The following is a 24,828-nucleotide window of genomic DNA, read 5'->3' as shown; positions in this document are numbered from 1 at the left end:
ATGTTACAATAAAACATAAAACCACGTGCTTTTTGCTGCGCCAAAATAGTTGATAGCTTGGCCAATTTTGTATACAAATCATCAGCTTAAATTTACTTTCTTGCAGTTATCATCCAAAATGAGAGGGGCTTTATAGTCCATTCAAAAGATGTTAACCAAAAACAATCCATATGAAGAAAATAACTGCACTAATTCTTGTAACTACGACCTATTTAAACGTCGCTTATGCCCAGACAGATTTAGACCAATGGCCTTTGAAGAAATCACCGGAAGAAATAGGTCGCAAGATTGCTTGGCATTTTATCGAGACACCTCATCCAAACTTTGGAAAAGATACGCCCCCAAAAGTAATTACCTACCCGGAAAGCTGTACTTGGTACGGGGCATTAATGTTTGCAGGGGAAAGCGGTGATGAGAAACTGATAAAAGCCTTAGCAGAAAGGTTCGAACCGCTTTTCTCTTCTAAAACGTCTATGATTCCTGTTCCTGATCATGTAGACTATGCGGTATTCGGCTCCGTTCCGTTAGAGCTTTATCGTCTTACAGACCAACAACGTTATTACGATTTAGGTATCCGGATTGCCGATAAGCAATGGGGGCCCCTGAAGGACCGAGGGTTACACCGGAATCGCATAAATTTTATGAGATGGGATTAACCTGGCAAACCCGGCTGTGGATTGATGATATGTACATGATTACAGCCCTCCAGGCACAGGCTTACCGCGTTACAGCAAACGAAACGTACATTAATCGAGCGGCGAAAGAAATGGTTTTTTATTTAGATGAGCTTCAAAAACCGAACGGACTCTTCTATCACGCTCCTGACGTGCCCTTTTTTTGGGGTCGGGGAAATGGTTGGATGGCCGCAGGGATGGCTGAACTGCTACGCTCCTTACCGAAAAAGAACCCTTACTATAAGAGAATCATGGAAGGTTATCAATTGATGATGAGTTCTTTACTAAAACATCAAAGTGAAGAAGGTACCTGGCGACAATTAATTAACGATGACGCATCCTGGCCGGAAACTTCTTCAACAGGTATGTTTGCTTATGCGATGATAACGGGTGTAAAAAACGGCTGGTTGGATAAAACCATCTATGGCCCTGCGGCGCGTAAAGCATGGTTAGCACTTATCAGTTACATCGATGACAACGATGACATTCAGAACGTTTGCGAAGGTACAAACAAGAAAAATAATCGTCAATACTACTTAGATAGAAAGCGAATTACAGGAGATATGCACGGACAAGCACCTATATTATGGTGTGCAGCTGCTTTTTTGAGGGATTAGCTGCTAATAGTGTAATGGCGTACCGATTTCATGGTAAGCCATTACACTCCATTCGTATAAAGATAAATTAATAACCTTCGTTTTGTTGCCAAACGCCGTTCATTCTATCCATTTCCGCAAGCGGAATTGGAAAGAGGTAAGCCTTAAAACGACGCTTATTTCCCTGTTTATCGTAGGTAATCTGCGGAATTACTTCATGCGCTATTCCCCATCTAATTAAATCGTTGTATCGCAAGCCTTCGAAAGCCAGTTCTACCCTTCTCTCATTTCTGATAACTGCTTGCGTTAACATTGTTTGAGGCGCCATGTTAACACCGGGTCTAGTCCTAACATCATTTAACGCTTTTAATGCTCGTGGGTCAGTACCTTGTCCACTTTCAAACATAGCTTCTGCATACATCAGCAAGAGGTCGGCATAGCGAATTTTAACAAAATGCTGATCACTCAAGGTTGCTCCGGAAGCATTATTTACAGCGGTATCCACATATTTTTTAAAAGCCATACTATTAAATGGAATCTGCCCTTCAGCCGTACTTCCCGCTTGCATAAATCCTTTTGGATTATACGCCCAAGGGTCCCCTTCATCAAAGATGGTCATTTTTCTTCGCGGATCATTGGATTCATAAGCGTCTTTCAAATCTGTTGTAGGAAATACAGACATCCGTCCGCCAATTACCTGATCCATGGAATGATAATCGGTAGGTGCCGCAAATAAAACCGAAAACATGATCTCTTTATTATTATTTTGTTCACCAAAGAAAATCCCGGCATAGTTTGGATGCAAACTAAACGGGTTGCTTGCATCGCCTATTAAGCTCCAAGCGGTCTCCGCTGCTTCCCGATATCTTTTGTTATTGAGTAAAACACGCGTCTTCAATCCAATTGCAGAACCTTTAACGGCCCGGCCGTCACTATAGGCCATCTGAGGCAGATTAGCAATTGCAAAATCCAGATCCTGCAATATTTGCGCTACTACCGTTGCCTTCGTCGTACGTGGCCGGCGTTGAAAATCTCCATCTAATGCCTCCGGTTTTAGATTTAGCGGCACGTCTCCGAACAGTTGAACAAGATCATTGTAATAGTAGGCCCTTAAAAACGATGCCTCGCCTTTCATGCGCTTATTTTCAGCCTCGGACAAAGCGCTTACTCTGTCTACATTCGCCAAAAAGTAATTACAGTTCGCAATTCCCTGAAAAGCAAACTGCCACGTCTTGGTTACTACACCTGCTGTTGTGCTGGGATCAAAGTCGCCCCGCATAATAACGTCAAAACCTTCCCATCCGGACGTATTCAGCGCATTATCTGAAAGGGCTTCCCAGTATAAACTATTTCCGCTCTGATTCGGGCCACCGGAATACAGCGGTTCCTTAAGCTTTGCATAACAGGCGATCAATGCTTTTTGTGCTTCTATCGCCGTATTCCAATAATTAGTAGTACTTGGGTTGGTGAGTGGATCTTTGTCTAATACACTGGAGCACGATATCAGTATATTCGTGAGTACCAATAACCCATATATTGTTTTGTTAGCTTTCATCTTCGATATTTTTTATAAAATAGCCTTAATTCCCATGGTATAAATCTTTGCCTGCGGGTAAATAGCCATCCGCGAATTGGCCGCCAACCGTTCGGGATCGCCTCCATCAAAAAATTTCGTAAACGTAAACAGATTATCCCCCGAAAGATAGATGCGTAGCCGTTGGAAACCAATTTTGTTTACCAACTGGTTGGGCAAGGTGTATCCTACCTGTATATTCTTTATTCTTAAGTAAGACGCGTCTTGCAACCACCAGGTAGAAACTTGCGTATTGGGTGCGTAATTTTCATTAAATATATGAGGGATCGTGTTTGATGTTCCCGGTCCATCCCAAGCATTCAACCAAAATTTTGGTGGCGGACTGGACTGCCTAAAAGGGGCGATTCCCCATTCCCTCACATAGATTTTTCGTCCTTCCACCCCCTGTACGAAAAAACTAAAGTCGAAATTCTTATAATCGGCGCTAAAAGTAAGACCATAATTAAAGTCAGGAAAAGCTCCATCTACTACTGTGCGGTCGTTGGCATCAATTTTACCGTCGGGTACGCCACCCGGACCACTGATATCCTTGTAACGCATATCGCCTGGTTTGGTCAAGGCGCTGATAGGGGTTGGGCCATTCGCTATTTCTTCCTGTGTCTGATAGATACCGTCAAAAACATACATAAAGTAAGAATTATACGGCAATCCCTCTTGTCGTATTAATCCACTTCCATTATCTATTTCACGTGCACCAAATTTTACCAATTCATTTTTATACGTTTCGAAGTTTGCCTGAATTTTGTAATTAAGTGCATTTAGCCTGTTCTGATATCCCAGTAAGACTTCCAAACCGCTGTTCTTCATTTCACCGCGATTTACCGTTGGCCCATTCAATCCTATAAAATCTGGAACTTGTAGCGTACGTAGTATATCCGTCGTACGTTTGGTATACCAGTCTACTGAACCAAATACACTTGATTTAAATAAGTCAAAATCCAGCCCAATATTCGTTGCCGTCGTGGTCTCCCATTTTAGATTCGTATTGTTAAGATCCTCCAAGCTCATCCCCTGCTGTAGTGCGCCACCTATATTATATTCAACTGGGCTTAGAATTGCCTGATAGGGATAATTTCCGATATTTTGATTGCCGAGTTGTCCCCATGAAAAACGTATCTTTAGATTATTGACCCATTCGGAACCCTTTAAAAAGCTTTCCTCTGACAACCGCCACCCGATTGATGCAGACGGAAAAAATCCCCATCTTCGTCCAGTCGGTAACCTAGAGGTACCGTCGTATCTGAAATTTGCTTCAAAGAGGTATCGCTCTTTATAATTGTAATTCAATCGACCATACAGCGACTTGATAGCCCACTCATAAGCCTGCCCTTCTGCGATCTGTCCAGCCGACGAATAGGCATCCAGCTCCGTCAAATTATCAGTAGGCGCGTTTCTTCTAAATCCCTGTAAACGATCATATTTAAAGGTTTCTTGATTATAGCCGAGCAATGCACTTATATTATGAACGTTATCAAAGCTTTTGGTATAATTAAAATTCAAGTAGTAAGTTAGCTGCAATTCTCTTTCGCCCCGAACGGTTAAGTTGTTCTCCCCTACTGTGCCGTTATATTGGGTGTTATAAATGTACTCCCCATTTTCATCGGGTTGATATAAATAGGCGGGTATTCCAACAACATGCACTTTTGATTGTCCATCTTGATACCTCACGGCTCCCTTTAACTCCCCCTTTAGCCCAGGGAGGATATCCACATTAATATAAGAGGAGGCTGAAGCATAATAATTGTCAGTGGTCTTTCCACCGTTTTCTGCAATAGCAATCGGATTTTTATTACCCGATTCAAAGATATAAGCCTTCGAGGCATAGCGCCCACTCCCATCCGGCAATTTAGGCTTAAAGGTCGGGTTTGCTGCCAATGCGCTCAAAATTTGGTCTTCCGTGGTATTACCATCAAAATTACCATTGAGTGCAGTTTCATATCGACCGCCTTTGGAAAGCGAAATATTGGTACCAAAGGTAACTCGACCACCCAAATTTGTTTTAAAGTTCAGTTGTGCATCATATCGCTTATAACCCGTTGCTATCAACATTCCTTCCTGACTGAGATAGCCCAATCCAAAATTATAGGTTGTCCCATCCTGTCCTCCATTGACACTTAAAAAATGTTGTTGCATGGGTGCTGTTCTGAAAACCGCATCCATCCAATCATAATTGGGATATCGGTCCGGATCGATTGACGAACCTTGTCGATAGGCCTCTATCTGCTCGTCCGAATAGAGCTGATTGCTACTTGTACCTGTATGATTAATGGCCTTGTTTAACAATTCCATAAATTGAACTGAATTCGTAACGCGATCATACATGGAAGTTGCTTTTTGTCGACTGTAGTTATAACTATAATCGATATTTAACCTGCCTGCCCTGCCACTTTTAGTGGTTACCAGTATAACTCCATTGGCCGCTCTTGATCCGTAAATGGAAGCGGACGCAGCATCTTTTAGAACCGATATATTTTCGATTACATTGGGATTTAAATTATTGAGGTTCCCTTCTACGCCATCGATAAGAATCAGCGGATTATTACCAGCCCCACTAAACGTGCCCATTCCACGAATCTGAATATTAGCGTTCTCTGCGCCTGGTTGTCCGGAATTCTGTGTTATCTGCACTCCCGGTGCCCTACCTTGAAGTAATGAGGTGGTATTGGGTGCCTGCCGGGTTGTCAGTTCTTCCGATGAGATTGCTGCTACCGCGCCGGTTAAATTAACCTTTTTTTGTGTCCCATATCCTACGACGACAACTTCATCCAATGCAGCTGCATCCGGTACCAATGTAATCTCAAACAAGGTCTCATTGTGAACCGGGATTTCTTGCGTTACATAACCCAAATAAGACACCATTAAAGTTTGATTGGCGGCTGCTTTAATGGTAAACATACCGTTTGCATCTGTAACAACGCCTCTCTTTGTGCCGACTATTTTAATACTCACACCCCCTAGTGGTCCATCACTATCCGATACCCTCCCTTTTCGCACACTCTCCTCCTGTCTATCCGTTTTTTTGGCAACCGTACTTTCTCGTGCCAATACATTGGCACTTAGCAAGGCACCAATGATCATTACTAAACAAGTTGTTTTTAGATAAAAGATTCTCATTTTTCGTCCTTAGGTTTTTTAATCAAAACATTACACACGATTATATCCTGGCTTACATTGGTTAGGATAAAATTGGCTTTGCAAGAAAGGAAGAAAATAGCACCTTTTTGTGAACGAAATTGGCTTAATATTAAGCCTCATTTACATGGCACGCATCAACTAGTCTGCATTGAAATAAATGTACGCTTATAGGTTAAGGGACTTTTCCCTGTTACTTTACGGAAGCATTTAAAGAAACTTGTAAAATTATTAAACCCGCTGTCGTCACAGACTTGCTTTATATCTAACTTGTCTTCTATTAATAGTTTACAGGCATGGCCGATTCTTATTTCAGTCAAAAATTGAGAATATGTTTTTCTTGTTTGTGTTTTAAAGTACCTGCAAAAAGAATGTGGGCTTATCTTAGCCACTTCAGCAATTTCATCCAATTGAATTTTATCTTTAAAATTAGCGCAAGAATAGTCGTATATTTTCTTTATTCTGTCGTTCTTAAACTCTTCGTAGGCAATACCATTGAAACCAATGGATGAAAGCGGTTCGAGTTTGCAGTATTTTGCGATTTGAACCAAGATCTGCATCAGGATAATGATCCTTTCTGATCCATCGGCACCCAACATCTCTTCCAGTAGTTCGGCAACATAGTCTTTATGTTTACCGAGAATCGTCACCCCTCGTCCTGCTTTTTCCATAATGGATTTTAGCATCTTATTTTCGGGAAGATCTAAAAATCCATTCCCCCAAATTTCCTTTTCAAAATGAGCAACCCGCACATCTATACCTTCTACAGCTATCTTACTTTCGAAAGCATTATCGAATTTTACATAGTGCGGCAACCCGGATCCGACAAGCACCATATCGCCCGACTTAAACCGCTGGATACTGTCGCCAATGAAGCTCGTCCCCTCGCCCCTGCAGAAATGTAGCAGCTCTAACTCCGAATGATAATGCCATTTGGTATTACGAGGCTCCATATCGCGTCTTACGCTAAATGACTGAGCAGGGCCCTTCATGAGCTTAAGAAGTTGTGGTTTCATGTTTTTTTTAATTGGTCAGGAATAAAGTTCAGCAGAAAGGATAGATCAAAACGGGTAATAACCGGTTATTTTAAGGGTAAAAATTGACTTTTGATCACAAGAAATCTATTAGATGTTAGAACATTGTTATGGCTAAGTAATATTATACACAATACCATCCAGATTCTTATAATCAACCGGTTTAAACTGTAAATTTAGCATTCAAACAATGTAATATATGAGAACAATTATTGTTGCTACTGACTTTTCAGACATAGCAGAAAATGCTGTTGAATATGCGGCTACGGGGGCAAGTATCATAGATGCCAAGATTGTATTATTCAATGCTTTCAAATTACCGTTGCATGCTTCAAATACCATCCTTTCTGTGGAAAATGTGCAAAGTATGATCGATAAAAACAAGCTTAAGTTAGAAACGAGGGCTAACGATTTAATCAAACGATACGATATTGAAGTAGCGGTCGACTCCAGCTTATTGAATGTTGAGGACGAGGTAGAACGCCTAATGAAGCAATATGATGCCGAAATGGTTATCATGGGCATGGCCAAACGGTCGCTTGAGCAGGATCTGTTAGGAAATACGACAACTAATGTTATTCAAAAGCTTAAATTTCCTGTGCTGGCAGTACCTGAGGGTGTGACCTTTAAACCGGTAAAACGAATTTTATATGCTTGCGATGTTGTTCGTGGCATACATAAAACAATATTGGAACGTATCAAGGATATCGCTCGGTCTTGGAATGCGGAAATAGAAGTATTTAATGTACAGGAGAAAATAGAGGAACTACAAGAAGATCCGTCTTTCACAAAGGACCCCTTAAAAGATGAAATGACCGGGATTCAATACTTTTATAAAAACGTCGCTTCCAATACGATCATTAAAGAAATAAGAAATGAGGTCGTAAATTATCAGCCCGACTTATTAATTATGGTACCCAATCGGTATGGTTTTTGGTCATCGATTGTACATAGGAGTAAAACAAGGATGATGGCAGCCGGATTGGATGTTCCCCTGCTATCAATCCCAATTTAGCTAATGATATTATGGATATTTCGTTGAAAGGTAAAACTGCTTTAATTTGTGGCAGTAGTGACGGTATAGGCCTATCTACAGCGCAGGTTCTGGCCCGCTTGGGAGCCAGCTGCATTCTCTTTGCAAGAAATGAAGTCAAATTAAAGACCGCATTAACGAGTCTTCAAATCGAGCCCGGTCAACAACATCGCTATGCCGTGGCTGACTTCAACAAATTGGAAGAAGTGGAAATTGCCGTCGACCGTCTCACAGAAGAAGTTAACATACATATCCTAGTTAATAATAGTGGCGGGCCACCTCCCGGCCCACTTCTGAAGGCGTCTTCAATGAACTTTCGCGATGCATTCAACAGGCATGTCCTCTGTAACCAGCTCATAACACAAGCTGTGGTTCCAGGCATGAAGCGCACAGAATATGGGCGTATTATCAATATTATTTCCACTTCAGTTAAAGCACCGCTTGCTAATTTAGGTGTTTCCAATACCATTCGCGCAGCCGTTGCTTCTTGGGCAAAAACTTTGTCGAATGAATTGGGTATGTTTAATATCACGGTAAACAACGTGCTGCCGGGAGCCACTAGAACCGCGAGATTATCAAGTCTTATAAAAGAAAGTGCGAAGGTAGAACAAAAGACTGCCTTAGAGGTAGAAGAAGAGATGCTAAAAAATATTCCGATGAAGAGGTTTGGTGTGGCCGAAGAGGTTGCCCACGCGATTGCTTTCCTTGCTTCTCCGGCAGCCTCCTATATAACCGGAATTAATATACCCGTCGATGGAGGCCGAACACCTTCATTATAACACGAACTATCGGTTACAAAATAGCTAACGAACAGGCTGGCAAACCACCACCAGTGCTGTTCGCTTTTGGTTTCTTTATCGGCTCTTGTTTTACTTTCGTATAGCTAAAATTGATCAGAGGGCACGCGGTATGTAGGATCTTCCAGAATATTGACTTCAATTACATCGGCTGCGTTTTTTAAAAGCATTCTGCAATCTTCGCTCAAATGCTTAAGATGCAGCGTCTTTCCTGCCAGCTTATACTTTTCTGTCAATTTATTAAGCGCATTAATACCCGACATATCTGCTACGCGACTTTCCCGAAAATCAATGATCACTTCTTTAGGGTCGTTACTTATATCGAATTTCTCCATAAAGGCCATGGTAGAACCGAAGAATAAGGGACCATACAATTCATAGTGTTTCACCCCCTGCTCGTCTACATATTTTCTTGCCCGAATACGTTTAGCACTTTCCCAAGCAAATACCAACGCAGCTATAATAACGCCCACTAAAACCGCCAAAGCCAAATTGTGAAGTACCACGGTAATTATAGCCACTAATACGCCTATCAGGATATCCGATTTCGGCATTTTATTCACTATTCGCAGGCTTACCCATTCAAAGGTTCCGATGGCTACCATCATCATCACGCCCACAAGAGCAGCCATGGGTACACGTTCGATAACAGGGGCACCAAAAAGGACGACTACAAGAATAGTAAGTGATGCAATAATACCCGACAGGCGAGCTCGGGAACCCGCAGAAAGATTAACGAAGGTTTGGGCAATCATTGCACAGCCACCCATACCCGAGAAGAACCCATTCAGAACATTGGCAGTACCTTGTGCGACGCTTTCCTTATTCCCTTTCCCTCTGTTTCCGACAATTTCATCAACCACATTCAAAGTAAGCAAGGTCTCGATAAGTCCAACACCTGCCATCACCAACGAGTAGGGAAAGATTATTTTTAATGTCTCCAAATTTATGGGCACGGCAGGGATATGAAATGGAGGGAATCCGCCGCTGATAGAAGCGATATCCTTCACTGTTTTCGTATCTATCTGAAGACCTAACACCAACAGATATACGACGATAATCGCAACCAAGGATGCAGGAACAGCCTTTGTTAATTTAGGCAAGAGCCAAACAATGGCAATGGTAAGTAGCACCAATCCAAGCATAATATATAACTCGGTTCCACCGAGCCAAGCACTTTCTTCACCCGCACCTATTTTGAATTGCTCCAGCTGTGCCAAAAAAATGATAACGGCCAAGCCATTTACAAATCCATACATAACCGGTTGCGGCACCAGACGTATAAACTTCCCTAACCTAAAAACACCCACTAATAATTGCAGTACGCCTGCCAACGCGACCGCAGCAAAGACATATTCCATACCATGCGATTGCATCAGGGCGATTAATACAACCACGGTCGCACCGGCTCCTCCCGATACCATTCCGGGTCTCCCCCCAAAAATAGCAGTCACAAACCCCATAATAAAAGCCGCGTACAATCCCGTTAATGGCGAAAAACCAGCTAGAATAGCGAAAGAAAGCGACTCGGGAATCATCGTCATGGCAACGGTTAAACCTGCCAATATTTCATTTTTATAGTTAACCTTTTGGTTAAAATCGAATAAGCGTAAGAACATAAGGAAATTAAAAAGAAAAAATCACAAATTATATGAATTGAAGCTTATGCTTTCTTAAAAGAAAGCACCATATACCTTTAGAAGCCTAAAGAAGTGAATCAAGGTGGTGTAATAAGGCTGTTTGTGATTCTGATCATGATGACAAAGGTACATTTTTAGCAACTCTTATAAAAAGATGCAGTTGCATTTAAAGTACTAATTGCTCAAATAGCTGGCTCAACGTGGCTTCGGGATCTTCACATAAACCTAAGTGAACCTTTGAGGTTTGTAAATGGTACTTCGAGTGGCTGTCAACCATCTGAATCGATCGGGTCGATCCAATCGACCGATCGTACCTCCGGCTTGCCCACCCATACATATTTCCTTAAAAGATTTTAGATGAGCAATAACCTCATCAACTTCCACCTGTTTATCCATCATGTACCACTTTTCAATTTCCACATGATACCGCATTTCCAAGAATTTATGTTTAGCACAATAGAGAACTACACCAATATTCAGAAACTCCTCGCGCTCTACGCGTGGCACCAAGCGTATCACCGCATACTCAAACACGTGCCGCTCTTGCTTCATTAGCTTCATTGATAAAAATTTCAGAATTTGCTATCCGTGCATTCAAAAAGTAAGCATAAGCTTGACGATGCTCTGCAGTTGATTGGAAATTCGGCTCATTTCCTAACCAGTCGTCTGGAATCAGCGATACGATTTCTTGTATAAAATCCTCATTCAACAATTCCTTCGCAAAACGATCAACATCATTTAACTGCGTCGCCTGTCTTAACAATACATGATCTTTAATCTGAACGAAAGGTTTTAGCGCTTGCTCCTTCCAGTTATGCCAACTATGATGGAAATATAAAGAAGCCCCCTGATCAATCAGCCATAGTTCTTTATGCCACATGAGCATATTCGTATTTTTAGCAGTCCGGTCAACATTCATCAACAAAGCATCCAGCCAAACAATTTTTGAAGCTAACAAGGGATCTACTGTATTAATCACCGGATCAAAGGTAATAGCACCGGACAAATAATGCACACCGAGGTTTAATCCTACACTAAATTTCAACAAATCCTGAATTTCTTCATCTGGTTCCAGGCGGCCAAAATCAGCTTCCAAATGGGCAAATACCAATTCCGGAACTTTCAAACCAAGTACGCGGGCTATTTCGCTTCCAATCAGTTCTGCTATTAAAGCTCTTGTCCCTTGACCGGCACCCCTAAATTTCAATACATATAAAAAATCGTCATCCGCTTCTACAATTGCAGGCATAGAGCCCCCCTCTCTTAAGGGCGTTACATAGCGAACCACATCGACATTTCTCAATTGCAGTTTCTTCATTGTTTTACGACCTGATCGATTGCATTTAACATGCCGTCGTTAAAGGTATCCAAAGTAAGCTCCCAAAACATGATTCCTCCCAATTTATTGTCCAAAGCGTATTTGGTTTTAGCTTTTACAGAAGTAAGGTTATCACCGGTGGCAAATAGCTTTTGTTTTTTATTATACCAATAAGGAGCCTGTGCTTTCTCATCCCAAAAATAGGCCCATCCATTCTGAGTAGTTAAATTCGTGGCGTACGATTTAAAATCATAACCACTCCTATGTTTTCCAGCTTGGTATAGTCCATTGTTTACATCATTAACATGCTCCCAAACACGCGTATAGAAAGCCGCTCCGATTACCAATTTATTAGCTGGAATACCTTTCTTCAATAAGAATTGTACGGCCCTATCGGTTGATTCTTCCTTGTCGTGCGTGCTAAAGATAGGTGTATGATGTCCTGTAACAGTTGCATAACCATTTACTAAATCGTAGCTCATAATATTCACCCGATCAACCAGTGGCATAATTTTTTCCCATTCTACCGACTCATCTAAGTATTTTTGAAAACCTCCTGCAGCAAAACTTAATTCGTTGGCGCTACCCAATACTTGCCGCAGTTCTTGAATCAAAGCGGTAAAATTTTGTTTGTCCTGTGCTTGATATAAATGGCCGGGATGCCCTTCAATGGTTGGATACTCCCAATCAAGATCAATACCGTCTGTATCAAAGTAGTCATTCACTTTCTTTACGGAACGAGCAAATTTCGTTCGCCCATTTGACGTGGAAAAAGCTTCCGAGCACGGTTCACAGCCGCCCCACCCCCCTAAAGACAACATTATTTTCAGTTTAGGGTGATTTTTCTTTAAAGAAACGAGATACTGAATCGTGGTAGAGTCCTTTGCATTATCCACATGCAATTCTCCGTCTTTAAGATGACAAAAGCTGAAAATAATATGACTTAGTTTGTTGATCTCAAACTGATCTATTTGTTTATCATTCCCCGTATAATAAGCGATAACCGAGAAATCTCTACGCTGTTGAGCAGATAAGTTGGTAAGTGATATAAGAGATACCAACGCAATGAGTAATCCTTTGTACATGCAAATGGTTTTAAGAGTCAATCAAACAAACTTAGGTAAAATGCGCCGCATTCCAAAACAATCGCTTTCTGCGGGACAGAACGTAGCATAGCTTACTACAGAATGTAAGCCAGTCGATTGTAATATTTATCGCCATAGAGCGAAAATAATTATAAAAACAATTGCCAAAATTGTAGATTTGTTTAGGAAGTTGAAAGGTGTGGTGTTAAGTGAAGCTAAGCCCATTTGTAGGCAAAACAAGGGCTGAAAGGAAAAAGGTTATTTTGCCAAAAATCAGTCCACGACGTAATACCCAAACGAATGAAAGAAGAATTCAGCCCCCTTAAACTGGCCAAAAACACAGCAAATAGTCGCTTTGAACTTCTTGTAGAAAATCAAACAGCTTTCATTGACTACAAGGAGCGTAATAAAAAAATCTACTTAATACATACTGAAGTGCCTTCAGCGTTGGAAGGAAAGGGCGTTTCTTCAGCGCTTATAGAAAAAACGCTCACTTACATAGAGCAATATGGTTATAAATTAGTGGCTCTATGCCCCGCAGTAGTTGCATTCATAAGAAGGCACCCGGAATGGAAACGTTTACTTGATCTGGAACAAAGCGACATCGTTTAACGGCTCCTTACGAATTATTATTTTTCTTTCTATCGGTCGGCTTCAACGGATCCGGTAAATAACGCAATAGCAGGAAAGATGCTATGGCCAGCAAAAGCGAACCAACGAAGGTGGTAATGGCAAAGTAGATATTATCTTGAAGCGCATTATTAAGCGCACCGAATAGAAACCAAATCTGTATGCTTACAAAAAGAACCAATAGTAAGATGATCCCTAGCATTAAGGTGTTCGTTTTATTAGGATGCGCCTCGTTCTGTGAAGTTCTAAAATCACTCATATTTATTAAATTAACTAGCATCTTGTTTCACATACACCTTTCCGTCTCGCACTAACACTTCTAACTGGGGAAGTGGCCTTGGTGGCGGCCCTTGCAGTACTTCTCCGGTATCACCACTGAAAAAGCCATGATGGCAGGGGCATTCGATCTTCTGTAAGTCGTCTCTATAACGCACTGCACAAGTAAGATGGGTGCATTTCTGCTCAAAAGCTCTCCACTCACCCTCTGCCAAGTGAATCAGTATATAGGGAACGACACGGCTCCCTTCAATTTCAAACTGAAACATTTTCCCCAATGGTACATCTTCTTCCCGGCAAACTAAATGCTCACCTTCCAGGGGTTTGGACGGAAAAAGCAAAGATCGTATAACAATGATGCCATTAGCCAAAGCAAGTGTGCCCGAAAATAAGGCTAAAAATTTCGCGAATTCCCGACGACTTACATGTGTCGCCTTTTTTTGTTGAATTGGAAAATCCCTTTTCCAATTGGGCATATTTCCGGAGTCATGAAGTGTGTTTTTTTGCGTCATAGTTATTTGATCAACTAACTACCAATTGAGTGGTTCCTTTCGGCATCATCACGAACACCTTTGTGGTTACTTCTTGATTTCCAAATTTAAAGGAGTTCACCGGTACACTATTAGGTCTCATCCGTTCAATCTCTTCTCGTGTGCCATAGAAAAGTGCTTGACTAGGACAAACTGTTGCACACATCGGCTTTTTACCTGCACTGGTTCGATCATAACACATGTTACATTTCATCATTAACTCAGCCTCCTCCATCTTTTTGGGAACACCGAAGGGACAGGCCAGTACACAATTCGAGCATCCGATACACCTTGGGGTATTTGCCGAATGAACAACGCCAAAGTCATCTTGATGAATGGCATCCGCTGGACAAACATTAGCGCAGGCTGGATTTTCACAGTGCATGCAAACCTGCACCGTGGTCTGTACACTTACTGCTCGATCGACGTAATTGACATGAATCATACTCTCCTGTCCGTTGGTTTCACATTCTGCACAAGCCATTTCGCAAGCATGGCAGCCAATACAGCGTTGCATATCTACAAAGAACGCCATATCCATATTGTAATTTGTTTCCGGCATAATATTCAGTTTATTGACCTTTAATTGTTAACATCATAAATGACTCTGATAAGCCGTTTCTTTTACTTTTTCAGATGCTACCTCACCGGTTGGAATAAGCTGACAGGCACAAACCTTAAACTCCGGTATCTTCGAAATGGGGTCAAGATTTCCAATCGTTAGCTGATTTGCAGCGTGCTTGCCTCCCCAATGGTAGGGAATAAATACAGTATCTTTCCGAATCGTCTCTACCACTTGAGCCGGAAATTCGGCCTCACCCCTTCGTGTTTTTACGCGAATAATATCTCCACTCCTAATATTATAGCGGCGCGCCAGTTCGGGATGTATTTCCAAAAGTGGCTCGGGATATTGATCTACCAACTTCCCGATCCGTCGAGTAGAGGTACCGCTTAAGTATTGCGACACCACCCGACCGGTTGTCAACACCACCGGGTAATCCGTATCGATCACTTCTGATGGCGGTTTAAAACTAACTGCATTGAAATGGGCCTTTCCGTCCGGTGTTTTAAATTTCCTATCTTCCCATAATCTTGGTGTTCCCGGATGGTCTAATGAAGGGCATGGCCAAAATACCCCCATGTTATTCACTACTTTCTCGTAAGTAATGCCAAAATAGTCAGCAGTCCCTCCCTTTGAAGCCAATCTTAATTCATTAAAAATTGCCTCACTGGAGTCAAAACTAAATTTATCTCCTTCATTCAGTCTCCCCGCTAATTCCATTAAAATCTCGCCATCTTTTCTAGCATTTTTTGGAGGAGTCACCGCTGCATTAATCTTTACCACCCGTCCTTCCGCAGTTGTAACGGTTCCTTCTTCTTCTTCATGCAGAGACCCCGCCATAATAATATCGGCATATCGGGCTGTTTCACTCAGAAAACTATCGATACACATATAGAACTCCAGTTTCTCCAAAGCTTCTCGCACGTAATTATTATTAGGCAACGACACCAATGGATTAAAACAAATAGAAATCAGTCCCTTAATTTCGCCACGATGAATAGCTTCTATTTGCTCATAGGCGGTTAACCCCTTACCAGGCAACTCCTGTTCGCTGATTCCCCACACGTCAGCGATGTATTGACGATGTTCCGGGTTGGTAATATCACGGTTGCCTGGCAGCTGATCACATTTGTGTCCGTGTTCCCGTCCACCTTGACCGTTACCCTGGCCAGTAATCGTGCCATAACCGCAATAAGGCTTACCTATACGTCCCGTTGCCAATACCAGGTTAATACAACTCAATACATTATCTACCCCCTTTGTGTGATGTTCAATTCCGCGAGCATGAAGCAAAAAGCTAGTCTTCGCCTTCCCCCAAAGGCGTGCCGCTTCAAAGATTTTCTCTTTAGCTACGCCCGTATACTTTTCCGCCCAGTCCAAGTCATAATCCCTTACGGCATTTATTGCTTCCTGAAAACCGCTTGTATAATTGGCAATAAATTCGTGATCGAGCCAATCATTGTCAACCAATATCTTAAGCATTGCTCCAAAAGAGCAGAGTCTCCTCCTGGTATTACATTTAAATGTAAATCGGCCGTACGTGCCAAGGGTATAATACGCGGATCTACAACGATCAATTTGGCACCATTATCCCGCGCACGCCAAATATAATGGGTCAATGTAGGAAAGGTTTCGCTGATATTGGCCCCCGCCACAATGATAACTTCCGCATGTGCTAGGTCAGCCCAGCTATTGGAGCTTCGATCCAATCCGAACGCTTTCTTATTGCCGGCTCCCGCGCTCACCATACAAAGCCTACCGTTATAATCCAAATTAGCAGTTTTTAGAGCTACCCGGGCAAATTTGCCAATCATATAGCTTTTTTCGTTTGTCAGCGAAACACCGCTTAACATAGCGAATGCGTTGTTACCATAGGCTTCCTGTATGCGTTTGATTTCTCCCACGGTTTTATCCATCGCATAGTCCCAAGACACCTGTTGAAAGCCCTTTCCCTCCACTCGTTTTAAAGGGGCTAGTAATCTATCCGGATGGTTATTCTGAAGATAACGCTCTACCCCTTTTGGACACAAACGTCCTTCGTTAAACGGGAACTCCATCCAAGGTTCAAATCCAACTACTTTATTTTCTTTCACTTTTAATTGAATACCACATTGCATGCCGCAATAACAGCAATGGGTCTTCACCAGGCTGTCAGGCTCGTGAGAGCCGTAAAAACCGGCTTGGGGAGCATATGCTTTGTGCGGGCCGAATTGGGCGATTATCTCATCAATTGTTGTAGGGAGTGTTGCCATTTACCTTATCTCTTAATTAACCAAAGAAGCTTCCTGATTCCTTTCTCACTTGAAAATGCGCTCTTGCTAAAGCGGCGCGTTTACCTTCAGGACTCAAATCAAGATGACTTGAACCATCGGGCTTGCTGAAGTCAAATCCGAGCTCTTGTGTTACCTTTTTCAAATCTTCGATATGTGTTTTCGATGCGAATTCTTTTTTAGTATGTGGGCATACAGCCATTCCTCGCCGCCTCCCTTCAATTTTATATAAGTTAGCGCCCAATTGCGCGAAACGCTGATAAATGTGAAAGAATTTTCCAAAAGGTAGCCACAGCAAAAATAATATGACCGTTATCGCATGTGTAACGGCCATAAACTGGTATGTTTTACCCTCTAAAAACGTATAATCATAAGAAATTCCTAATCCCGTAACCGAAATGGCGATCAACAAAATCAACGGCAATAAATCATCATCAAAAGTTTGCGTAGCAATTAATCCACCATTTGTAAATCGGCGCTTCATCATAATCACTGCACCAATAGTAACCAAGACAGAGCACCACACCAAACAGTGAAAGGCGATAAAAGCTAAAGGAGATCCCAGGCTGAACGTTCCTGCCTCAAAACCGAACAGCATCGCATGATAGGTCGTGTCATCGCCTGGCTTTAGTTCAAAATGTATCCACCCAAAGGTAAGTGGTATTGTAATGGCAAAGGCCATCAAACAGCCACTCGACAGTAGAAAATGACCAAACCATCTAGTTTTACTCCGATAAGCTATAAATCGTTGAAAAAGAATATTTCGAAAAAACAATCGGATGGAGTTCCATAAGTAAGGAAAAAAATGTACGCTGAAGAGAAATCCAACACTTCTACGCCAATAAAGTTTTGTAGGTGGCCGCTGAGTCCAGACCGCATACCGATAGGTCGTTCCAAAAACAGCAAAGATGGTACCCGTTAAATAAGCTATTAGTGCCGGATCAAAATTTTGAAGCTTGCGCGACCCGACCCAAACGAAAACGATCACTAAAATCGTCATTAATAACGCTTTAACAAAAGCACGACGATTTAAGGTTTGGAAGAGTTTATACATAATTTAAGTAAATATGAAATGATTCGCTTCACTCAAACGTCACCTCCCGTTTAACAATCCTTTCCGGTAATTGTTTGCTTTGTGACTGATTTAAACCACTTTATGTTTGTGTTTCTTTTTGAACAAGAGACAATAGATACCTGATAAATCCTAATGCGACGGCAACCCAAGCAAATAATGCTACATATATAAAGGCAGCTGGAATGAATTTAAGAAATGTAATAGATAAGGCCTCACTTAATCGATACGTACAAACCGTATACATACCCAATGGAAAAACCATAGCCCAATAGGTAGGATCATAACCCTTTGCACTGGTCGGAACGGGCACGCGCTTGATCGCATGTCGCCAAAAACCCAATAACAATAATAAGGGTATCCACCAAGTACCTGCAGCCCAATAGAATAACGTAAAGCCTTTTAAAAAGGGAAGAATCTGAGACAGAAAGGCAAAATCACCTGCGTGCAGAATAAGCATGGATCCTGCCAGCGTCGAAATGGCTGTTGCCCCCATGTTGATCCAGTATGGAGCACCAAATTCAGTGGCATGTAAAGAAAAGAAAGACAGACGATATATAATGAGAGACATGATGTAGAGATAAAAGACACATCCCAACAAAAAGAAACATAAAGCTATAAACAAACCAACATAGCTTAGTTCTCCTAATTCCTTGGCAATAAAAGAAATAAGTACGGATAAGGCTTGTATAGCCACAATGAATACGAGCCATGTACCATTAATTCCTTCTTTTAGCGGCTTTTTCTCTTCCGTTACTGTTATATGGAAAAAGAACCCATAACCTATCAATAGCCAAATGAGTAAGGCCAATAAAAGTACTATGCCAGCGAGCGTAAAAGCTTGATAAAACAAGATAAGCTGATTTCCCATAATACACAAGGCTGCTATGATAGTAAAAAAGCCGGGGCCTCTTTGATAGCTCTTAAAGTCTTGCCACACTTCAGCACGATAATATAGAATCCGATAAATGAATAACCAAAATAAAGCGAAAAAAAAACAAATGTTGAAATAGAATAGTAACCAAGCTAAGACGCCGAAACCAACTAAAAGCGAAGCAATTGAAATGATACCCGTCGCCATAACCATTGCAAAATAGCCTGGCAATAAATTTCTAATCTTTTGCTTAATCAAGCTTTCTATCATAATCGGTATGTGGTTTAGATCGTAACTTATATATCACAATCTATTTATTCATAATTAGATAGCAATTTACCATTTTTATGCGGCAAACCTATTCCAGCTATCAAATTTAATAAATAAATGTTTTAGTTACTTTACCGTATATATGATAAAGGCAATGTTACGGCTCTCTCCGTGGGAGAACACAGAGGTTAAGCTATTTATATAACAAATTGTGTATTTATGTTTTGAAGAGCCTCGGGAAGCTGAGCAAAATCGGTAATTTGCACATCAGCAAACTCATTTCCAACAACCGAGAGGTCCTCTTGAATGCCGTCGACATTAAGCCAAATGGTTTTACAGCCAACTTCCTTAGCAGGAATAATATCCTTTTTGAAAGAATCGCCTATAACAACACATTCTGCTGAATTTAAACCGATTCGGTCCACTCCGAGCTGATAAATCGCCGGATTAGGTTTGCGTACCCCAACTATAGCTGATTCCACAATGTCACTAAAATAGTCAGCTAACCCAAAATCGGCCAATACCGACTGGATGTTTCCATAAAAGTTAGACACCAACACCATCGGATATGTTTCAGCTAATAAGTCGAGTGTTCTCTTAGCCTCTGTTACCGTCGTAAGAACTAACTTCATGCAGTGGCTAACGATTTTTTCTATTTTTGAGTACTCACCCTCTGCCAATTTAAGGTAAGAAAATTGTTGCTGAGTTTTTAAATGTAACACCTCACTGAAAATATGGTGCGGCTTAATAATCGGATGAATAGCCAACGATTTTTCGCCAAAGGTATAAGCCTCCATAAATTGTTCAAAGCTTGTTTCAACACCCGCGGCCTGATACGCCCCCCAAATCACATTTGCCCAATGCCGACCGTTCGTATCGATTGTTCCACCGTAATCAAATAATAAGCCTTTAATCATATTTACTGAATATTGATGTTATTGTTAATCTCTTCCAATGTTTCGTTCGCTTCGGTGTTGGTTTTAGATATACGCATGAGTGCCAATCCGATAATAATCCAAACGACTTCGCGGATACGCATAATAATACCAATGAAAATCCCGGCCGATGCAGGCATCCCCACACTTTTCAGTGCTAAGGCCAGCCCTCCCTCTCTAGTACCCAATTGCATCGGAAAGAAGAAGATAAGGTTGGCAAATAAAGATGAACCTGAACTAATAATAAGGGACTGCACTATACTCATATTCAAGCCTATCGCTTTCGCTGTACAAAAAATCTCGAGACAACCGACTACTCTGGCGATAAATTCAAAGGCTAATGATTTGAAAAAACGTTCTCTTCTCTGTGCGTATAATTCTGTAATCTGGTTATCAATTTCTTTAAGGCTATCGTGTTTTTCGGCAACAAAGTCGCCCACCTTACGCTTCAAGCCAGGGACTTTGGCTAATACCTTAAAAGTACTTAAGGTAAATCCTTTTTTATAAACCCGTCCGAACCAATAACACAAAACAACGCCCGTGATGAACATGACGGAACATCCGATTACCATAATGGCATTGATAGGAACATAAATCAGGATTAATATAATGGACGCCAGCCAGAACAACACATGAGAGAACATGTGCATTAAACTATATAACAAAACAGACGAGCTCGCTTTTTGAATTCCCAGTCGCGGTTTCAATTCCATAATACGATAAGGTTCACCACCCAACGCAACAAAAGGTGTAATATAGTTAATGGCATAGCCACTAATTGTCAGCTTTAGTACTGATGCAAAGGAAAGATTACTTGCCGGGATTCGGGGTTCTTGAATAATCGCTTTAAAAGCGATGGCATTCAATATGTATATAAGAAGCCAACTACCGATGACGGGTAAAAACCACCAGCCTGTCTTTTTTATATTATCCCAAATGACATCCACCCCCAGTGCGTATACCATGTAGCATAGGGTTGCAATACCTATAACAAAGAAAAGTATCTTGTAAACTTTGCTAGCCATTTACGCTTTATATTCATTAATGCGCTCATAAAAATGTGCACTTACTTTTTCCTGCCGGTTGCACATATAGATCAAAATAGGATTCAGGACAAACAAATCGAAAAAGAAGTAAATCCAAGCATAATCAATAAAGAGCCACAAGAAAAGAAAAATAACACGGGTATTGAATTGTACAATGTTCGTGTACTTCATCAGTGGCTTATTCATTTGCCGAAAATCATGAATTAGTTTTGCAGGTAAGCCCTCTTTAAAGTCGCTACGGATAATACCTAACAGCTTTTGTAAGTTGGGAGAGAAACGTTCCTGCATTTTGGTATAGTTCAAATACCCTCTGGAAACAAACTTAGTCCATGCCTGTTTAGACCAGCTCATCTGATCATACTCTTCCTGCAAATCTTTGCTGTTATCTAATTCACTTCCGTTAGTCCCTTTTATAAAAAAAAGATGCACATTTCTATAATAATCTGCCATGGCCGATTGAACCAAGTGAGATACACCCGCGAGGATACCGAAAATCCAAACAGCAGCAGACCAACCTTCATTCATAGCCCGGAGGCATATCGCGATATGGATAGAAGCAAACCAGAAATCGCCTGCGAAACCGTCAAGAATCCTGCCAAATCTACTCTTATTGTTCGTGAGACGCGCCAACTGTCCGTCGGCGCTATCCAGTGAGTTTGCGAACATTAAAAGTAACATGCCAACCACATTAATAGTTAGCGAAGGATAATAGAAAAGGATACCCGCCGCTACCCCAAAAAAGATACTGATAATAGTTACAGCATTTGGTGTTAAACCTACTTTTTGGCAGAAAAAAGCGATTTGAAGTCCTATAGGCCGATAAAAATAGATATCTATTTTTTCTTCGGTATCATTAGATTTTAATGAACTCTCAAAAATGTCTTTATTCTCTTGCTTTTTATTTTTCACTTGCAATGATTCCATCTAACTGTTTCTGGAAGATATTTGTTAAAAGTTGGGCTATAGCAGACGCAGCCTGTTCCCGGCAAGGAGCAAAACTGGGCCAATCATTTAAATCGATGACTATGATATTTCCCTGTGGATCAATGATTGCATCTCCACCAAAGATGTGTACATTAAGAACGGCCGCTGCATCCAGCGCTATTTGTTTCAACTTATTCTCATCAAAGGGGTTATATACCAGTTTACTATTTATCTGTTCGTAATGCGCGTATTTATGGTGATTATGTTCATAGGGGTAAAACCAAAAGAAAAAGTCGGTTCCTCTAACGCCATAAAATTTCACTAAATCACCGGCCAAATGTTTCGAGATAACAGCATCGGGAATTCCTCTTAATGCATATTCCCTCAAAATTTCCAAACCTTCTTCCCTTGAGGAAACAAAAGTAACATCTTCTTTATGGATGGCATGAAAATCGCCACGTTTGATCCAGACCCCCGGTTGTGGGAACTCGTTAAATAAGCGCTCATCGCGACAATCAGTCGACACAATAATACTCTTCGGGTAGGGAATCTTATTTTCTAACAGTAGGTTAGTCATATTCGTCCGAAAACAATGCTCCACTCCAAAAGCTGAATTGACTACACAAGCTCCTTTCTCTTCTAAATCTTGTAGCTTCTTTACAACAGCTTTCTCACGAGCCATCGAAACGATATATGTATCAGCAGCAATCGTCTCATCCTGAAGAAACTCTTCCTCGGTGTAGATATGAACATCGTATCCTTCTTTTTTTAATGCCTCTACACTTAACAAAAAAATAGCTTCGTCATTTCCTATGTGGTTTGGAGAAAAGGTCCTTCCTCGTCGAACGCCTAATATTTTAATATTTTTCACTTCTTATTTATTGAGATATTTTTAATCATTTAACCATGTTTCAGCCAATTGTAAATCCGCTAAATGATCAATATCTATTATTTTATCAAAGGTAAATGCCTTCACGTTTAAGTGCTCTTCTAATAGTAGGCGCTGAAAATTGCGCATACGTTCAATATTATTGTCAATTGCCTTAGGCACACAAGCTAAAGCCTTTCGCCGCAAGGCATAAATCCCGCCAGATACAAGTATCTTCGTGCTGTCCTCGTTTTTGTCAGTAAAGGCCATTACATCACCACTTGCATTCGTTCTCACATATAAAGGACTCTCATCCTCTACAAATGGGGTAACTGCCATTAAAGCATCCAATGAGGTATTGCGCCTAAATTCCTCTAAATAAGCGCCAAATTCTTCCTCTTTAAAGATCGTATCTACCGTAGTTGCGCATAACTCTTCTATATTCGGTACTTCCTTTAGTAATTCGTAAAAGCTGTGCAGCGAGCTTGGCGTGCTTTTCTGCACAACCCGTATTTGCGTATTCTCGCGATTTGAATGCAACGATTCAGCCAGCTCCGTTGATTCTTCGTTAACGATGATATGGATTGTATCGGCGCCATGAGCTACAAAAGTAGTGATCAAGCGCTCTATCAAGGGTATGCCATTTAACCTAGCCAAAGGCTTTGGATAAGGATAACCGCTTTTCGCTAAACGAGAGCCCTCACCTGCAGCAATTATTGCAAAATCCATATGTTCTTATTATTTTTTAGCGCACAAACTTAGATAAACTTTCGTTTAATTGAAAACTTAGCCACGCATCCGTTTTAAGATTTATTTTTCCGATTAAGCACAAAAAACATGATCATCACCATAAACCGAATCGCAAAACTTGCCGCAAAGCATTCAGCACTACACATTCACCTAAATAATAACAGCTCAACTACGTTTATGTCGACTCTTTTTTATTTTTCACAATAAAAGTCAAGCAGTCAAATTCCTTATTTTTTTACATAAAAAAAACAAAGAACTGTAGCGCCTACGCTTATCAAAATTTCAGGATATCAAGTTTTGCTTTCTCCCAATTTGTTTCTAACGCAAGCAGCGCTGCTTTATCGTTTATATTTTGAAAACACCCACTCATGTGTCCAGGAAAAGTTTTACATAGGGTTGTTTTATTATTTAGGATGAAATCGGTCATCTTCAATTGATCCGCCATAACATGTTCTCTGACCGCAGTTTTTAAACTACTCGGATATAATGAAAATAAGGGATTGGGTTTATTATTAATCATGGAAACAATTAAATGCTCACGATCAATGGATGAGATTAAGTATGCTATTGCTTCAACTGATATAAGCGGCATATCGCACCCTACTAAAAGTACCAAATCTGCCGAGGTATTCTCCAAAGCGGTTAGCAAACCACCCATCGGCCCCTTATTAATGACCACGTCACCATATACAGGAAGGCTGAAATTTCGATAAGCAGCATGATTAGCGATTAACTTTACCGATAGCCTTGCTTTTTGCAGCGTTTGGATAATATAGGACACCATAGCTTTGCCATTCAGCGGTATCAACCCCTTATCTTCTCCCATTCTGGAGCTCTGCCCGCCCGCTAATACGAAAGCATCTATGGTAACATGTTTAGGTAAATTAGAAGTCATTTGTCATGCTCGAGGGTCAAATA

The 24,828-nt window shown here is 41.1% G+C and carries 24 protein-coding genes and 1 pseudogene; 5 read left to right on the top strand and 20 right to left on the bottom strand.

Going from position 1 to position 24,828, the window contains the following annotated elements; genetic code table 11:
* Window positions 1–170: 170 nt before the first annotated feature.
* A complete protein-coding gene (locus QT327_RS08695) occupies window positions 171–656 on the top strand; it encodes a glycoside hydrolase family 88 protein (protein WP_289552610.1) in 486 nt (161 codons plus the stop codon).
* A complete protein-coding gene (locus QT327_RS08690) occupies window positions 647–1,291 on the top strand; it encodes a glycoside hydrolase family 88/105 protein (RefSeq protein ID WP_289552609.1) in 645 nt (214 codons plus the stop codon). The genes QT327_RS08695 and QT327_RS08690 overlap by 10 nt, the downstream gene beginning before the upstream one ends.
* 67 nt (window positions 1,292–1,358) lie before the next feature.
* Here QT327_RS08690 and QT327_RS08685 read toward each other — a convergent pair whose 3' ends face one another.
* The 3 genes from QT327_RS08685 to QT327_RS08675 form a co-directional block, all read right to left on the bottom strand.
* The gene (locus QT327_RS08685; protein WP_289552608.1) at window positions 1,359–2,825 is read right to left on the bottom strand and encodes a RagB/SusD family nutrient uptake outer membrane protein; all 1,467 of its coding nucleotides are present in this window, start codon (window positions 2,823–2,825) and stop codon (window positions 1,359–1,361) included.
* A gap of 12 nt (window positions 2,826–2,837) precedes the next feature.
* Entirely contained in the window at window positions 2,838–5,978 is a 3,141-nt protein-coding gene (locus QT327_RS08680; RefSeq protein WP_289552606.1) for a SusC/RagA family TonB-linked outer membrane protein, read from the bottom strand.
* A gap of 155 nt (window positions 5,979–6,133) precedes the next feature.
* On the bottom strand, window positions 6,134–7,012 hold the full coding sequence (locus QT327_RS08675; protein ID WP_130857206.1) for an AraC family transcriptional regulator: 879 nt from the start codon (window positions 7,010–7,012) through the stop codon (window positions 6,134–6,136).
* A 217-nt stretch (window positions 7,013–7,229) separates the two neighbouring features.
* Here QT327_RS08675 and QT327_RS08670 point away from each other — a divergent pair, with 217 nt between their 5' ends.
* Both QT327_RS08670 and QT327_RS08665 read left to right on the top strand, forming a co-directional pair.
* Window positions 7,230–8,045, top strand: a complete 816-nt coding sequence (locus QT327_RS08670) for a universal stress protein (RefSeq protein WP_130857205.1) — start codon at window positions 7,230–7,232, stop codon at window positions 8,043–8,045.
* A gap of 11 nt (window positions 8,046–8,056) precedes the next feature.
* Entirely contained in the window at window positions 8,057–8,842 is a 786-nt protein-coding gene (locus QT327_RS08665) for an SDR family oxidoreductase (protein ID WP_149105530.1), read from the top strand.
* A gap of 104 nt (window positions 8,843–8,946) precedes the next feature.
* Here QT327_RS08665 and QT327_RS08660 read toward each other — a convergent pair whose 3' ends face one another.
* From QT327_RS08660 to QT327_RS08645, 4 genes and pseudogenes are all read right to left on the bottom strand, one after another.
* Window positions 8,947–10,479, bottom strand: coding sequence for a SulP family inorganic anion transporter (locus QT327_RS08660; protein ID WP_130857203.1), 1,533 nt, complete (start codon window positions 10,477–10,479; stop codon window positions 8,947–8,949).
* Window positions 10,480–10,666: 187 nt separating this feature from the next.
* A pseudogene (locus QT327_RS08655) lies at window positions 10,667–11,052 on the bottom strand (DUF3037 domain-containing protein).
* Complete coding sequence (locus QT327_RS08650) at window positions 11,027–11,818, bottom strand: HipA family kinase (protein WP_013665969.1); 792 nt, start codon at window positions 11,816–11,818, stop codon at window positions 11,027–11,029. The pseudogene QT327_RS08655 and the gene QT327_RS08650 overlap by 26 nt, the downstream one beginning before the upstream one ends.
* Entirely contained in the window at window positions 11,815–12,903 is a 1,089-nt protein-coding gene (locus tag QT327_RS08645; RefSeq protein ID WP_130857201.1) for a glycoside hydrolase family 18 protein, read from the bottom strand. The genes QT327_RS08650 and QT327_RS08645 overlap by 4 nt, the downstream gene beginning before the upstream one ends.
* A 300-nt stretch (window positions 12,904–13,203) precedes the next feature.
* Between QT327_RS08645 and QT327_RS08640 the strand changes: the two genes are divergently transcribed.
* Complete coding sequence (locus QT327_RS08640; protein WP_013665967.1) at window positions 13,204–13,515, top strand: GNAT family N-acetyltransferase; 312 nt, start codon at window positions 13,204–13,206, stop codon at window positions 13,513–13,515.
* Window positions 13,516–13,522: 7 nt separating this feature from the next.
* On the opposite strand, the gene QT327_RS08635 is transcribed toward QT327_RS08640, so the two are convergent.
* From QT327_RS08635 to mobA, 13 genes are all read right to left on the bottom strand, one after another.
* On the bottom strand, window positions 13,523–13,792 hold the full coding sequence (locus QT327_RS08635; RefSeq protein WP_130857200.1) for a hypothetical protein: 270 nt from the start codon (window positions 13,790–13,792) through the stop codon (window positions 13,523–13,525).
* Between the two features lie 10 nt (window positions 13,793–13,802).
* Window positions 13,803–14,321, bottom strand: coding sequence for a QcrA and Rieske domain-containing protein (locus tag QT327_RS08630; RefSeq protein WP_130857199.1), 519 nt, complete (start codon window positions 14,319–14,321; stop codon window positions 13,803–13,805).
* A 10-nt stretch (window positions 14,322–14,331) separates the two neighbouring features.
* The gene (locus tag QT327_RS08625; protein WP_242627302.1) at window positions 14,332–14,823 is read right to left on the bottom strand and encodes a 4Fe-4S dicluster domain-containing protein; all 492 of its coding nucleotides are present in this window, start codon (window positions 14,821–14,823) and stop codon (window positions 14,332–14,334) included.
* A 111-nt stretch (window positions 14,824–14,934) separates the two neighbouring features.
* Window positions 14,935–16,383, bottom strand: coding sequence for a molybdopterin oxidoreductase family protein (locus tag QT327_RS08620; protein ID WP_289552605.1), 1,449 nt, complete (start codon window positions 16,381–16,383; stop codon window positions 14,935–14,937).
* Window positions 16,302–17,153: a molybdopterin oxidoreductase family protein gene (locus tag QT327_RS08615; RefSeq protein WP_289552604.1), complete on the bottom strand. Its 852-nt coding sequence runs from the start codon at window positions 17,151–17,153 to the stop codon at window positions 16,302–16,304. The genes QT327_RS08620 and QT327_RS08615 overlap by 82 nt, the downstream gene beginning before the upstream one ends.
* Before the next feature lie 16 nt (window positions 17,154–17,169).
* The gene (locus QT327_RS08610; RefSeq protein ID WP_130857196.1) at window positions 17,170–18,225 is read right to left on the bottom strand and encodes an MFS transporter; all 1,056 of its coding nucleotides are present in this window, start codon (window positions 18,223–18,225) and stop codon (window positions 17,170–17,172) included.
* 100 nt (window positions 18,226–18,325) lie between these two features.
* Window positions 18,326–19,387 (bottom strand): tellurite resistance/C4-dicarboxylate transporter family protein, encoded by a 1,062-nt coding sequence (locus tag QT327_RS08605; protein WP_130857195.1) that lies wholly within the window; start codon window positions 19,385–19,387, stop codon window positions 18,326–18,328.
* Window positions 19,388–19,584: 197 nt separating this feature from the next.
* A complete protein-coding gene (locus QT327_RS08600; protein WP_130857194.1) occupies window positions 19,585–20,304 on the bottom strand; it encodes an HAD family hydrolase in 720 nt (239 codons plus the stop codon).
* Between the two features lie 2 nt (window positions 20,305–20,306).
* Window positions 20,307–21,347 (bottom strand): lysylphosphatidylglycerol synthase transmembrane domain-containing protein, encoded by a 1,041-nt coding sequence (locus QT327_RS08595; protein WP_013665959.1) that lies wholly within the window; start codon window positions 21,345–21,347, stop codon window positions 20,307–20,309.
* Window positions 21,348–22,292: a CDP-alcohol phosphatidyltransferase family protein gene (locus tag QT327_RS08590; RefSeq protein WP_130857193.1), complete on the bottom strand. Its 945-nt coding sequence runs from the start codon at window positions 22,290–22,292 to the stop codon at window positions 21,348–21,350.
* Window positions 22,267–23,163, bottom strand: coding sequence for an RNA methyltransferase (locus QT327_RS08585; RefSeq protein WP_013665957.1), 897 nt, complete (start codon window positions 23,161–23,163; stop codon window positions 22,267–22,269). The genes QT327_RS08590 and QT327_RS08585 overlap by 26 nt, the downstream gene beginning before the upstream one ends.
* 21 nt (window positions 23,164–23,184) lie before the next feature.
* On the bottom strand, window positions 23,185–23,889 hold the full coding sequence (locus QT327_RS08580; RefSeq protein ID WP_130857192.1) for a nucleotidyltransferase family protein: 705 nt from the start codon (window positions 23,887–23,889) through the stop codon (window positions 23,185–23,187).
* Between the two features lie 295 nt (window positions 23,890–24,184).
* Entirely contained in the window at window positions 24,185–24,805 is a 621-nt protein-coding gene (gene mobA / locus QT327_RS08575; protein WP_130857191.1) for a molybdenum cofactor guanylyltransferase, read from the bottom strand.
* Window positions 24,806–24,828: the final 23 nt, after the last annotated feature.

This window comes from Olivibacter sp. 47, assembly GCF_030372825.1.
Taxonomy (GTDB): domain Bacteria; phylum Bacteroidota; class Bacteroidia; order Sphingobacteriales; family Sphingobacteriaceae; genus Olivibacter; species Olivibacter oleidegradans.
The sequence above is the reverse complement of the archived record's forward strand: the minus strand, read 5'-3'. Positions and strand labels throughout refer to the sequence as shown.